Here is a 12,920-nt window from a genome sequence, read left to right as displayed (position 1 = left end):
CTACTCCTCGTCGGTGTCGAAGCCCAGCTCGCGCAGCCGGGCCCGGACCGAATCTGCCTGCGGCGAGTTCAATTCCACGTACACACCCAACGATTGCAGCAGCGCGCTGTGCGCGGCCACCCGGTCGTCGAGCAGCAGCCGGGCCTCGCCGAGGGCTCGCAGCGTCTCCGCCTCGCCGAACCGGTCACCCGCCGCCCGCCGGGTGGCGAGGGCCTCCTCGTAGGTGTCGGCGGCCTCCCCGATCCGGGACATCGCCTGCAGCGTCAGGCCCAGATCGTGCAGCACCATTCCCTCGGTGTGCGAGTCGATCCCGTGGCAGGCGTTGCGCGCGTCCTGGTACAGCGTCGCCGCCGCGGGATAGTCGCCCTGGTCGAAGCGCGCCCCGGCCAGCACATCCCGGAGCACGATCGCCTCGTTGCGCCGGTCGCCGAGTTCCCGCCAGATCGCCAGGGCCTGCTCGCCCAGGACCAGCGCGTCCTCGAAGCCGCTGAGTTCGCGGGCGATCTCGCCGAGGTTGCTCAGTGCCATCCCGGTGCCGGTCCGGTCGCCGATCCGGAGGTTGATGTCCAGCGATTCCTGGTACACCGACTGCGCCTCGTCGAATCGGCCGACCTCCATCAGGGCGCCACCGAGACTGGTGAGGCACCACTGCTCGGCGACCAGGTCACCGGTCGAGCGGGCCGCGCTCACCGCGATCTCGCTGGTGCCGAGCCAGTCGGAGTAGTGCCGCCGGATCTTGTAGTAGGTGACCGCCGCCAGCGCCAGCCGCCAGGCGACCTCGGGCATTCCGTCGTCGGCTGCCGCCCTGATCGAGGCATGGAGATTGGCGCGTTCCGCATCACACCAGAGCAGGGCCTTGTCGTAACTTCCGAGCTCCGTGGTCGGAGTGTCCGGTACCGGCGGGTCGAGCGGGACCCGGCGGCGCTGGGGAGCGAACAGCCGGTCCGCGGCGGCGGTGGTGTGCACGTACCAGTCGAACTCCCGGGCACGGGCGGCGAGCCGGCCGGTGCCGGATTCGTCCTCGGCCACCCGCTCGGCCGCGTACTCCCGCAGCAGATCCAGGAACCGGTACCGGTCCCGGGCCGGCCGTTCCAGCACGTTGAACGCGACCAGGGAATCCAGGGTGCGGCGTGCGCGCTCCGGTGTCGAGCCGAGCAGCGCCGCGGCGGCGACCGTACTGATATCACCACCCGGATGCAGCCCGAGCAGCCGGAACGCTCGCTTCAGATCCTCCGGCAGATTTCGATAGGACCAGGAGAACACCATGCGAACCTCCGATGCCGGGTCGCCGTCCACACCGGCCAGGGCATCCAACCGGTGTCGTTCGTGCGCCAGTTGTTCGACGAGTTCCCCCAGGGTAAGACCGGACAGTGCCGCGTGTTCCGCCGCGATCTTCAGTGCCAGTGGCAGATGCCCGCAGAGCCGGGCCAGGGTCGCCGCGGCACCGTCGCCGTCGTCGTGCGCCACGGTGCGCAGCAGCGCTTCGGCGTCGGCCGGCGCCAGTGGCGGCAGCCCGAATCGGACGGCGTTCTCCTGTACCACCAGGCTGGACAGCGGTCCGCGCGTGGTGATGAGGACCGCGCAGCCCACCGGTGGCAGCAGCGGCCGGACCTGTTGGGCGGTGAGCGCGTTGTCGATCAGCACCAGGACCCGCCGCCCCTCCAGGAGTTCGCGGAAGCGGTGGCCCAGGCGCACCTCGTCGAATTCGAGCGGATTGGGGCCGGTGTCGTCGAGCGATCGCACGAACCGGTCCAGTACCTGATCCGCCGACAGGGTGGGAATCGCGCTGTAGCCGTGCATATCCGCGTAGAGCTGGCCGTCCGGGAACCGATCGCGCACCGCGTGGGCGACCTGTACCGCGAGGCTGGACTTCCCGACCCCGGGCGGACCGGTGATGATGCCGATCGGCAGATGTTCCGGCCCGGCCGTGGCGAGCATCGCTACCAGATCGGCGAGCTGTTCGGTGCGATCGGTGAAACTCGCTGTGCCGAGGGGTAATTGGCGTGGCTGCGGTCGTAGTGTCGCGCGGGCCGGCGTCACCGGCACGTCGGCGAGCATCAGCTGGGCGATGGCCTGGATGAGGGCGGTCTCGAGCTCACCCGGATCGCCGACCCGGCTGGTGGTCAGCCCGCTGGCTCGCAGCCGGGCCCGGAAGGCGAATTGCCGGGGGTCGGGAGCAGGTGACTCACCGTCCTCGACGAAGAAGATCAACCGGCGTTTCCGCGCCGCGGTCGCGGTGTCGAACTCCATCTCGGTGTACGACCGGCCCGGGTCGTCTCGGACCACCGAGCCGTAACTGGCGCCGATGATGCCGACATACAGGTCGGTGGCGTCGACCTGTTCCGCGCACAGTTCCGCGGGTGACCGGTTGTCGGCCGTGAAGTACTCCATGTCGACCGGCGCGTGCCGCAGTCGTTTGACCGCCCCCTCCGCGGCGTCGACCCAGGATCTGCCCGCCGGTGTGGTCCGGAGATCCCGCGTGTGGCTGAGGAAGATCCGCCACGGCCGTCCGACCTCTGTCACGGATCAACGGTACCTCCGAACCCGATGCCCCGGTCCGCGAACGGATCGGGGCATCGGGTTCGGTGCGGGCCGGGTGGGATCAGACGCCGGCCGCGGCCAGCGTCTCGGTGGACTGCACGGCCTGGCCGACGCCGGCCACGATCGCGGCCGCGCGCAGCGCCTCGAAGATCACCTCACGCGACACGCCCGCCTCGCGGAGGGTGTGCTCGTGTGCCTCCAGGCAGTGCTGACAGCCGTTGATCGACGACACCGCGAACGACCACAGCTCGAAGTCGGCCTTCTCGACGCCCGGCGTGCCGATGATCTGCATGCGCAGACCGGCCCGCAGGTCGTCGTAGCGCCCGCCCAGGAACGCCTTACCCCGGTAGAACACGTTGTTCATACCCATGATCGAGGCGGCGCCGAGGGCGGCGTTGTAGGCCTCCGCCGACAACGTGTCGGCGGCCTCCGCGGCGATCTCGCGCAGCGTGGTGGCCGAGCGGGTCGCCGCGGCGGACGCCAGCAGGGTGCCCCACAGCTGCTGTTCCGTCAGCACGGTGGTGCGCGCGAGGGACGACAGGTTGAGCTTGAGGTCCTTGGCGTACTCCGGCAGCGAATTCTTGAGATTCTCGATGCTCATGGGTCCTCCTGTGTTCTTCCGAGATCAACGGGCTTCCGGGATTCAGCGGGCTGCCGAGACCGGCCTGTCCGCAGCGAATCAGACCGCAGCGAATCAGACTGCGGCGGAGAGCAGTTCGCCGGCGTTGATGGTCGGGTCGCCCTTCTTCCAGTTGCAGGCGCACAGCTCGTCGGACTGCAGCGCGTCGAGCACCCGCAGCACCTCGTCGACGTTGCGGCCCACGGAACCGGCGGTGACCGAGACGAACTGGATCACGTTGTTCGGGTCGACGATGAAGGTGGCGCGGTCGGCGACACCGTCGGCGTTCAGCACGCCGGTGGCGGCGGCGAGTTCGCGCTTGAGATCGGAGACCAGCGGGAAGGGCAGGGTCTTCAGATCCTCGTGCTGGGCCCGCCACTGGAAGTGCACGAACTCGTTGTCCACGGAGGCGCCCAGGACCTGGGCGTCGCGGTCGGCGAACTCGTCGTTCAGCTTGCCGAAGGCGGCGATCTCGGTCGGGCAGACGAAGGTGAAGTCCTTCGGGTAGAAGAAGACGATCCGCCACTTGCCGGCGTAGTCGTCGCTGGTCACCTGCGTGAAGTAGTCGTCGGGCTGCTGGGCGTTCACCTGGGTCAGGTCGCCGCCGATCACCGCGGTGAGGTTGTAGGCGGGGAACTGGTCGCCGATGGTCAGCAGGGGCATGCTCTTGTCCTCTTTCCTTGGAAATGTCGGATCGTGTCGCATCCAGGTCGTTCGCTGCGGAGTCGCACACTGCCGCTTCGCTGCGGAGTCGCACACTGCCGCGTGGCGCCTTACCGGTGATCTTGCCCGTACTTCGGTGAAAGGTAAAGGTGATAAGTTGCACTACACTGATAGGCGTGCCTGATCAGACTTATCAGCCCACCCTGTCACAGCTGCGTGCGTTCGTGGCGATCGCCGAGTACCGCCATTTCGGCACCGCCGCCGCGCGCCTCACTGTGAGCCAGCCCACGTTATCGCAGGCCCTGGCATCGCTGGAAAACGGCCTCGGATTGCAGTTGATCGAGCGCAGCACCCGTCGCGTACTCGTCACCGCCGCGGGCAAAAGGCTGCTGCCGCAGGCGATGGCGACGCTGGAGGCGGCCGACCGGTTCGTGGCCGCCGCGGCCGGCGACGGGCTCGGCGGGCATCTGCGCATGGGCATCATCCCGACCGTCGCGCCCTATCTGCTGCCGAGCCTACTGCCGGAACTACGGCTGCGCCTGCCCGCGCTGGTCCCGCACGTGATCGAGGACCAGACGGCCCGGCTGCTGGACGGCCTGCGCAGCGGGGTGCTCGACGTCGCGGTGATGGCGCTGCCCACCGAGGTCACCGGCATGGTGGAGATCCCGCTGTACACCGAGGCGTTCGTGCTGGTGCTGCCGCGCGGCCACGAGCTGGCCTGGCGGACCGACGTGGCGGTCGGGACGCTGGAGGACATGCCGCTGTTGCTGCTCGACGAGGGGCACTGCCTGCGTGATCAGACCCTCGACCTGTGCCGGTCCCAGGACGTCCGGCCGGGCACGGTCGGCGACACCCGGGCCGCGTCGCTGGCCACCGTCGTGCAGTGCGTCGCGGGCGGGCTGGGTGTGACCCTCATCCCGGAGATGGCGGTGGGCGCCGAGACCGGCCGCGGGAAGCTCGATCTGGCCCGGTTCGCCGATCCGGTGCCGGGCCGCACGCTCGGCCTGGTGTTCCGCGGATCGACCGCGCGTACCGAGGATTACGAGCAGCTCGCGGAGATCATCCGGGCGCAGCGTCCGGTGTGATCGCACCCCATCCACGTTGACCGCCGCCGAGGTGTCTGAAACGGTAGGCGGCGTGCGGATTCATCACCTCAACTGCGGCAGCATGGCACTGGGAATGGTCGACCACTGCCTGTTGATCGAGACCAAGACGGGTCTGGTGCTGGTGGACACCGGATTCGGGCTCGAAGCCGTGCGTCAGCCCGGGCGCATGGTGGGTCCGAGCCGATTTCTGTTCGGGCCGCGGCTGGCCGAGCACGAGACCGCCTATCGGCAGATCCAGGGCCTGGGTTACGATCCGGCCGACGTGCGGCACATCATCCTGACCCACCTCGACTTCGACCACGCCGGCGGACTGTCCGACTTCCCCGACGCCGTGGTGCACATCCACGGCCCCGAATTCCGGGCGGCGATGGCCGGGCGCACCCAGGTGGAACGGATGCGGTACCGCGCGGTGCAATGGGCGCACGGCCCGCGGTGGATGGTCAACGAGGTCGAGGGCGAGGAGCAGTGGTACGGGTTCCGCGCGGTGCGCGACCTGCCGGGGTTGCCGCCGGAGATCCTGGTGATCCCGCTGGCCGGGCACACCCGCGGGCATATCGGGGTCGCGGTGGACACCGGCCGGGGCTGGCTGCTGCACGCCGGGGACTCGTACTACATCGGCGAGGAGGTCGACCCGCGGCAGCCGCGGACCCCGATGTTGTGGCGGCTGGCCGAATTGGGTTCCACGGTCGCCGGGCCGTCCTTCCGGGACAATCGCCGCCGTCTGGTCGAACTGCAGCGCGAGCACGGCGGCGAGGTCACCGTGTTCAGTTCGCACGATCCGAAGGCGTTCCAGCGCCTGGCCGGCGCCGCGGTGCGGCCCGCCGGATAGGCCGCCGCGCGGGACACGACGGACACGCCGCCCTGAGCGGTGAGCCCGGTCGCCGCGGCGGGTCCGATGGTTCCATGGACCGATGCAGGATTACGGGGCGACCCCGGCCGCCGGGGACGCGGAGGTGAACGAACCCGGCGACGAGCCGCGTGCGGCGTTCCCGCGCGCGGTGGCCGCGGGCGACGCGCTGTTCGCTTACGGCACACTGCAATTCGCGCCCGTCCTGGCGGCACTGCTGGGGCGCGCGCCGCGGTTGCGGCTCGGTGTCGCCCGGGATTGGCGGGTGGCGGCCCTGCCGGGACGGCGCTATCCCGGGCTGGTGCCGGCGGCCGGTCGCATCGCCGCCGGATTCGTCCTCGGCGGGCTGACCCGTGCCGAATGGGAGATTCTCGACCGGTTCGAGGACGCGGAATACGACCTGCGGCCGATCCGGGTCGTGCTGGCCCCGGACGGTGACGAGGCCGATCCCGGGGAGACGCGGGCGATCCTGTCGTATGTCTGGACCGCCGAGGTGACCGCCGCGGACTGGCTCCCGGAGACCTTCGCCCGCGAAGAGCTGACGGCGTACGTGGATCGGTGCGAGCGGTGGCGGGAGAACGGCATGCCCTCCGAGGGCTGGTGAGCCGCGCGGTTGCTGCACACCCTGCATGGCCGGTGCGCGCCTCGAGATCGACAAAGCGGGCATATTGCTCAAAAAGTACGCCGCATGTTGTTCACCCGGCTCATCGAGGTCACGATGGAGTCATCGAAATGCTCAACGACTCCCGGCGCTGACCCGGCGCCCGACGAACGGTGGCACGATGACCGACCTGGCAGATCGCGGCCCGATCCCCGCACCGTACGAACTGGCCGACCGCTACCGGCCCGGGGCCGCCACCACCGTCCTCACCGGGGTGCAGGCGATCGCGCGCCTGCTGGTCGAGCAGCACGCGCGGGACCGGCGGGCCGGGCGGCGGGTCGGCGCCTTCGTGTCCGGCTACCAGGGCTCGCCGCTCGGCGGGGTGGACAAGTTGCTGGCCGGGATGCCGGAAGTGCTGGCCGCGAACGACATTCGGTTCGTCCCGGGGCTCAACGAGGAACTGGCCGCGACCGCGGTGTGGGGCAGCCAGTCTCAATTGCCCAGGGCGAGCGCCGGTTACGACGGGGTGATGGGCGTCTGGTACGGCAAGGGGCCGGGACTGGACCGGGCGACCGACGCGCTGCGGCACGCCAACATGTACGGCGTCGATCCGCGCGGCGGCGTCCTGCTGCTGGTCGGTGACGATCCGGCGGCGAAATCCTCGACGGTGCCCGCGGTGTCGGAACGTTCGCTGGCGGCGCTGAACATCCCGGTGCTGTACCCGCGCAATGCCCGCGAGATCGTCACCCTCGGCCTGCACGGGATCGCGCTCTCCCGGGCCTCGGGCTGTCTCGTCGCGCTGAAGATCGTGGCCGACGTGGCCGACGGCGCCTGGACCGTCCCGGCGGAGATCGGTGAACCGGATCCGGAGATTCCCGAAATACTGTGGGAGGGACAGCCGTTCAGCTACCGGCAGCGGCCCATGGCCGTCCCCGCCGACAGCGTGCTGGCCGAGGCGGACCTGTTCGGCCCGCGCCGGCGGCTGGTGGAGGAGTACGGCGCGCGCAACGGTCTCGACGTGGTGGAGCTGGATCCGCCACATGCCCGAATCGGAATCGCCGCCGCCGGAGCGTGTTTCGACGCGATGCGGCAGGCACTGACCGATCTCGGCGCCGACGACGCCGCGCTGCGCCGGGCCGGCGTCCGCCTGTTGCGCATCGGCATGCCGTATCCACTGGTGCCGCAGCACATCCGGGAGTTCGCCGCCGGGCTGTCGGAGGTGATCGTGGTCGAGGACAAGACCGCCTTCGTGCAGACCGGGATCACGGAGATCCTCTACGGTGGATCCGACACCCCGCGCGTCGTCGGCAAGTTCGACGCCGCCGGCCGCACGCTGTTCCCGCAGGACGGCGAACTGACCGCGGCCCGGATCGCCGCGCCGCTGCGCCGTGCCCTCGGTGACCGCCTGGAGTTGAAGAGACCGCTGCCGCAACCACTCACGCTGGAGCCGCTGCCGGTCGCGCGCACCCCGTACTTCTGCAGCGGCTGCCCGCACAACCGGTCCACGGCGGTGCCGGAGGGTTCGCTGGCCGGTGGCGGTATCGGCTGTCACACGCTGGTGGTGCTGTCCGACCGGGACGACAGCCGGGTCACCGGGCTCACCCAGATGGGCGGTGAGGGCGCGCAGTGGATCGGCCGCGCGCCGTTCACCGAGGTGCCGCACCTGTTCCAGAACATCGGCGACGGAACGTATTTCCACTCCGGCCAGCTCGCCGTGCAGGCCTGTGTGGCCGCCGGGGTGAACATCACCTTCAAACTGCTGCACAACGACGTGGTCGCGATGACCGGCGCCCAGGAGGCGTCCGGCGCGCTGACCGTACCGCTGCTGACCCGCAAGCTGGCGATCGAGGGCGTGCGGCAGATCATCGTGTGCGCCGACGAGCCGGGCCGGTACCGGCTGCGTGACCTCGCGCCGGGAACGCTGCTGTGGCACCGTGATCGGCTCGACGAGGCCCAGCGCCGGCTGCGCGAGGTACCCGGGGTCACGGTGCTGATCTACGACCAGCATTGCGCCAACGACGCACGGCGGCAACGGAAACGGGGCATGCTGCCGGCCCGCCGGACCAGGGTGGTGATCAACGAGGCGGTGTGCGAGGGCTGCGGCGACTGCGGCGTGCGGAGCAACTGCCTGTCCGTGCAGCCGGTCGAGACCGAGTTCGGGATCAAGACCCGTATCGATCAGAGCTCCTGCAACACCGACTACAGCTGCCTGGCCGGCGACTGCCCCTCCTTCGTGACGGTGGAGGAGCCCGAATCGGGTTCGGTCGCGCTGCGCCCGCAGCCGCCGGAACTCCCGGAGCTCCCGCCGGCGCCGGTGACCGGTACCCGCGACATCCTGCTCGCCGGGATCGGCGGTACCGGCATCGTGACCGTGAACCAGGTGCTGGCCACCGCGGCCGCGCGGGCGGGCTATCAGGTGGCGGGCCTCGATCAGACCGGCCTGAGCCAGAAGGCCGGGCCGGTGGTCTCCCATCTGCGATTCGCGACCGGGGCCCTGGAACCGGCCAACCGGCTCAGCCCCGGACGCGCCGATTGCCTGCTGGCCTTCGACCTGCTGGCCGCCACCGACGCCACGCGCGCGGCGTACGCCTCGGCCGGGACCACCCTCGCGATCGCCTCCACCAGCGTCACCCCGACCGGCGCCATGGTGTACGACCGATCGGTGGCCTACCCGGCGACCGGTGCGCTGCTGGACCGGCTCGAGCGGGTGTCGCGCTCGGTGTGGAGTGTCGACACGCTGGCCGCCGCCGAGTCGCTGTTCGGCACCACGGCGCCCGCCAACTTCCTGCTGGTCGGCGCCGCCTGTCAGGCGGGCGGGCTGGGCCTGCCCGTGGCGGCGATCGAGGAGGCGATCGAGCTCAACGGCGTCGCGGTGGCCACGACGATCGCCGCCTTCCGCTGGGGGCGCGCCGCGGTGGCGTGCCCGGCGGAGTTCGCGGCGGCCGTCGCGGGCCCGGGCCGGCCGCGCGCCGAAAAGCCGGTGCCCGCCGAACTTTTCGAGGGATTCACCGCGACCGGCGAGACCCGCCGAGTGACCGCGCTGCGGGCCGCCGAACTCGTCGGATACCAGAACCCGCGGATCGCCCGCGAATACGTCCGGACCGTACAGCGGATCTGGACGGCCGAGCGGGCGGTCACCGAGCGCACCGAATTCAGCGAGCAGGTCGCCCGCGGCCTGTACAAGTTCACCGCCTACAAGGACGAGTACGAGGTGGCCCGCCGCCTCACCGATCCGGCCTTCCTCGGCGAGGTCGCCACGCGGGTGCCCGGCGGCACCGGCCTCACCTATCGGCTGCATCCGCCGGTACTGCGCGCACTGGGCCGCCGCACCAAGATCGGGTTCGGCCCCCGCAGCCACTTCGCTCTACGGGTGCTCGCGAAGGGAAAACGACTGCGCGGCACCGCGTTCGACCCCTTCGGCTATGCCCGGATGCGGCGCGCCGAACGGTCCCTGCTCGCGCACTACCGCGCGACGGTCGAGGCGCTGTCCGCCGAACTGGCGACCGGCTACGACCGCGCGGTCACCGTCGCCGCGCTCCCGGATCTGGTGCGCGGCTACGAGGAGGTCAAGCTCGCGACCGTCGCGGCCTACCGGGATCGCTTGCGCGAGTTGGGTATCGAACCACCGGCGCTGCCGTAGGGATCACCGGCGGGACCGTTCGGTGATCGTGCACGGGCCGCTGTGCCGGATCTGCACGCGGGCCCGCCTCGCCTCACAGCCGTTGCGGTAGTCGACCCCGTCGGAACCGCACACCGTGGCGGTGCCCGAAGGACAGCCGGGCGCCGCCCGCAACCGCCCGGGTGGGGCGCCGACGGTGGGCGCCGCGGTCAGCACGGTCAGAATCGCCGCTACGAGAAGGGCAGGGAGCACAGCCACCAGCAGACGAGCCGAGCGCATACGATCGTCCTTCCGGATACGGGATGCGAGGATGCGTGACAGCCGTGGAGCACGCTCAGCATATCGGTAGCTAACTTCGCCTGGTCCGGAATCGCCGACCCGATATCGGACATCGGCCCCGGCCTTCCGCGCCCGGGTGGCCCGGTGATCGTCGTGGCCGCGCCGAAACGCCCACCCGGAGCGATCTCCGGGTGGGCGTTTCGGGTATCCGCCTGTGCGAGTGGCCGATTCAGACGGATACGTGCGCACGCAGGGCGTGCGGTTCGATCGCGCCGCGGATCAGGGCCCGCTCGTCGATCGTCTCGGCCCGGTACGGCAGCTGCGCGAGCTTCGCCGTCATGACGGCCACGGGATCCGCGACGGGATTACCGGCCAGACCGAACAGGAACGTCCACTCGTGCTCGTCGGACGCGTAGGGGACCACGGTGCCGAACAGCTGGGCGAACCGCTGCCAGGACCGCTTCAGGGTTTCGTTGCGCCACATGGTCTGACAGCCGGCCTGCGCGGCGAGCACACCGCCGTCGGACAGCAAAGCCTTACAGCGCGTGAGGAATTCGTCCTCGTACAGCCGGTTGTGCTGGGCGTCCTCCACCCGCTCGTCGGGCAGATCGATCACGACGACGTCGTACCGCACACCCTCGGTCTCCGCCTTCGCCAGGAAGTCCCAGCCGTCGGCGTAGTGCATCCGGATCGCGCCGTCGCCCGCGACCGCCGCGGCCAGGTCGGCCTCGGTGTAGCCGTAGGGGAGGTGCTTCGCGCACAGCTCCACCTCCAGCTGGTCGATGTCGACGTGGTCGACCCGGGAGGCGCCCGCGGCCACCGACATCTGGCTGGCGACACCCTCGCCGGAGCCGATGATCAGCACGTTGTCGAGCTTCGCGGCCAGCGCGTAGGCCGGCACCAGCATCGCCTCGTGGTAGGTCAGCTGCGAGAATTCGGTGGACTGCCGATCGTCGTCCGAGAACAGGGACACGCCCTGCTCGGTCTGCGCGATCACCATGTGCTGGTACGGGGTGTTCGTGTCGACGAACACGTCCGACAGCTCCCACACCCGGGTCAGCCCCGGGCCCACCGGCTCGTGGATTCGCCGGGCGGTGTGCCCGCGCTGCACCACTTCCATGTGGACACTCTTCGGGGACAATTCCTGCTGCAGCAGTTCGACCGCCTTGGTGGCGCCCGCACCGATACTGCCGCAGGTGAACACGTCGACGAAGATGTCGCCGGATTCCGGATAGGTGTGGATCGAGGCATGCGATTCCGACAGGAGTGCGAGGACCGTCACACCCTGTGGCTCGAATTGCTTGCGCACGACATCGCAGATCGTCACTCCCGCGGCGATCAACGATTTTCGAAGCGCTGCTTCGAGTCGTTGGAGATCGTCACAGAGCGCTGCGTCGACCCCACCGAACTCGGCCAGCACGTGCCAGCCGGTGAATTCTGCCGTCATGGGCAAACTCACTCTCGCTCAGCGCCGATGACACGGACTGTCAAAGGCGGAAAACCGTTGAAGGAAACCGACGAATAGCTCGCCGTATAAGCGCCGGTATCGAGGATCCGAACGGGATCACCGGCTCGCAGCGTGGTCGGAAGAAGGACCCGCGTGCGTTGATAGAGTACATCGTCTCCATCGCAGGTCGGACCGGCGATTACCGCCTCCGCCCGCGAATCGTCGTCCCGGTCGGTCACTATCCGGTAGGCGATGTACTCGTTCTCGGTTTCGGCCATTCCGTTGTAACGGCCGATATCGAGGTATATCCAGCGCCGCCCGTCCGGCGCCTGTCGCACGTTCACGACCTCGGCGTGGATCACGCCGGCGTTGCCCACCAGGGCGCGGCCGGGTTCCACCACCAGATCGGTGTGCTCCGGGAGGTGACGGGCCGCCGCGTCGGCGATCACCGCACCCAGTTCGGACAGTCCGGGGGCCGCGTCGACGTACGAAATCGGAAGTCCCCCACCGATGTTCACGGATGCGACCGGAATGTCCTTGACCGCCAGTGCCTCGACGACGGCGCCGGCCTGTTCGATGCCGATCCGCCACGCGGCCGGATCGAGTTGCTGCGAGCCGACGTGGAAATACGGCCCGGCCACCCGCAGCCCGAGATCGCGGGCGCGCACCAGCAGCAGTACCGCCTCACCGGGCGCGCAGCCGAATTTGGTGCCGAACGGAGTCTGTGACTGCGGGGCGGATGCCAGGAACCGGCACTCCACCTCCGAGCCCGGCGCCGCCGCCGCGATGCGCTCGAGATCACTTTCGGTGTCGAAGGCGAACCGGCGCACGCCCGCGGCGTACGCGGCGGCGATGTGCGCGGATTTCTTGATCGGATTGCCGTAGCAGAGTGTGGCCGGGTCGACGCCCAGGCCGAGGCACTGGTCGATCTCGCCGATGCTGGCGACGTCAAACTCCGCGCCCCGCGCGGCGAGCAGCCGGATGATCTCCGGCATCGGAGATGCCTTGACCGCGTACCGAATTCGTGCGGGGTGGGACTCCCCGAGCCCGCTCAGGGCGGACCGCAGCGCATCGAAGTTGTCGCGCACCCGGGCGAGATCGATGACGAGGTATGGCGACTCGGGCGCGTTTGAACCGGGCAATCTAAGGGAACTCTCTTTCTTCTGGGCGGTCTCCCGCTACCGGCAGCGAGCGACGA

At 69.8% G+C, this 12,920-nt stretch carries 10 protein-coding genes; 4 read left to right on the top strand and 6 right to left on the bottom strand.

Annotation, left to right across the window (positions count from 1 at the left end):
• The 3 genes from NRB56_RS40020 to NRB56_RS04015 all read right to left on the bottom strand — a co-directional run bounded on the left by NRB56_RS40020 (position 1) and on the right by NRB56_RS04015 (position 3,823).
• On the bottom strand, positions 1 to 2,523 hold the full coding sequence (locus tag NRB56_RS40020; protein WP_153339159.1) for a tetratricopeptide repeat protein: 2,523 nt from the start codon (positions 2,521 to 2,523) through the stop codon (positions 1 to 3).
• 79 nt (positions 2,524 to 2,602) lie between these two features.
• Entirely contained in the window at positions 2,603 to 3,142 is a 540-nt protein-coding gene (locus NRB56_RS04020) for a carboxymuconolactone decarboxylase family protein (protein WP_153339158.1), read from the bottom strand.
• Positions 3,143 to 3,235: 93 nt separating this feature from the next.
• On the bottom strand, positions 3,236 to 3,823 hold the full coding sequence (locus NRB56_RS04015) for a peroxiredoxin (RefSeq protein WP_153339157.1): 588 nt from the start codon (positions 3,821 to 3,823) through the stop codon (positions 3,236 to 3,238).
• A gap of 176 nt (positions 3,824 to 3,999) precedes the next feature.
• Between NRB56_RS04015 and NRB56_RS04010 the strand changes: the two genes are divergently transcribed.
• From NRB56_RS04010 to NRB56_RS03995, 4 genes are all read left to right on the top strand, one after another.
• A complete protein-coding gene (locus NRB56_RS04010; protein ID WP_319942528.1) occupies positions 4,000 to 4,908 on the top strand; it encodes a hydrogen peroxide-inducible genes activator in 909 nt (302 codons plus the stop codon).
• A 52-nt stretch (positions 4,909 to 4,960) separates the two neighbouring features.
• Positions 4,961 to 5,758: an MBL fold metallo-hydrolase gene (locus NRB56_RS04005; protein WP_319942527.1), complete on the top strand. Its 798-nt coding sequence runs from the start codon at positions 4,961 to 4,963 to the stop codon at positions 5,756 to 5,758.
• A gap of 82 nt (positions 5,759 to 5,840) precedes the next feature.
• A complete protein-coding gene (locus tag NRB56_RS04000; protein WP_153339156.1) occupies positions 5,841 to 6,380 on the top strand; it encodes a gamma-glutamylcyclotransferase family protein in 540 nt (179 codons plus the stop codon).
• Positions 6,381 to 6,558: 178 nt separating this feature from the next.
• Entirely contained in the window at positions 6,559 to 10,017 is a 3,459-nt protein-coding gene (locus NRB56_RS03995) for an indolepyruvate ferredoxin oxidoreductase family protein (RefSeq protein WP_153339155.1), read from the top strand.
• A 3-nt stretch (positions 10,018 to 10,020) separates the two neighbouring features.
• On the opposite strand, the gene NRB56_RS03990 is transcribed toward NRB56_RS03995, so the two are convergent.
• The 3 genes from NRB56_RS03990 to NRB56_RS03980 all read right to left on the bottom strand — a co-directional run bounded on the left by NRB56_RS03990 (position 10,021) and on the right by NRB56_RS03980 (position 12,810).
• Positions 10,021 to 10,275 carry a Kazal-type serine protease inhibitor family protein gene (locus tag NRB56_RS03990; protein ID WP_153339154.1) on the bottom strand — a complete coding sequence of 85 codons (255 nt, stop codon included), beginning with the start codon at positions 10,273 to 10,275 and terminating at the stop codon, positions 10,021 to 10,023.
• Positions 10,276 to 10,504: 229 nt separating this feature from the next.
• Positions 10,505 to 11,722 (bottom strand): adenosylmethionine decarboxylase, encoded by a 1,218-nt coding sequence (gene speD / locus NRB56_RS03985; protein WP_153339153.1) that lies wholly within the window; start codon positions 11,720 to 11,722, stop codon positions 10,505 to 10,507.
• A gap of 8 nt (positions 11,723 to 11,730) precedes the next feature.
• Positions 11,731 to 12,810, bottom strand: coding sequence for a type III PLP-dependent enzyme (locus NRB56_RS03980; RefSeq protein ID WP_319942639.1), 1,080 nt, complete (start codon positions 12,808 to 12,810; stop codon positions 11,731 to 11,733).
• Positions 12,811 to 12,920 lie beyond the last annotated feature (110 nt).

This window comes from Nocardia aurantia (genome assembly GCF_009604425.1).
Taxonomy (GTDB): Bacteria; Actinomycetota; Actinomycetes; order Mycobacteriales; family Mycobacteriaceae; genus Nocardia; species Nocardia aurantia.
Note: the sequence above shows the minus strand (reverse complement) of the source record. Positions and strands in the feature narration are given on the sequence as shown.

Coding starts and splice junctions, on each gene's coding strand:
- NRB56_RS04000 (WP_153339156.1), top strand. CDS start 5,841: ATGCAGGATTACGGGGCGACCCCGGCCGCCGGGGACGCGGAGGTGAAC.
- speD (WP_153339153.1), bottom strand. CDS start 11,722: ATGACGGCAGAATTCACCGGCTGGCACGTGCTGGCCGAGTTCGGTGGG.
- NRB56_RS04020 (WP_153339158.1), bottom strand. CDS start 3,142: ATGAGCATCGAGAATCTCAAGAATTCGCTGCCGGAGTACGCCAAGGAC.
- NRB56_RS03995 (WP_153339155.1), top strand. CDS start 6,559: ATGACCGACCTGGCAGATCGCGGCCCGATCCCCGCACCGTACGAACTG.
- NRB56_RS04015 (WP_153339157.1), bottom strand. CDS start 3,823: ATGCCCCTGCTGACCATCGGCGACCAGTTCCCCGCCTACAACCTCACC.
- NRB56_RS03990 (WP_153339154.1), bottom strand. CDS start 10,275: ATGCGCTCGGCTCGTCTGCTGGTGGCTGTGCTCCCTGCCCTTCTCGTA.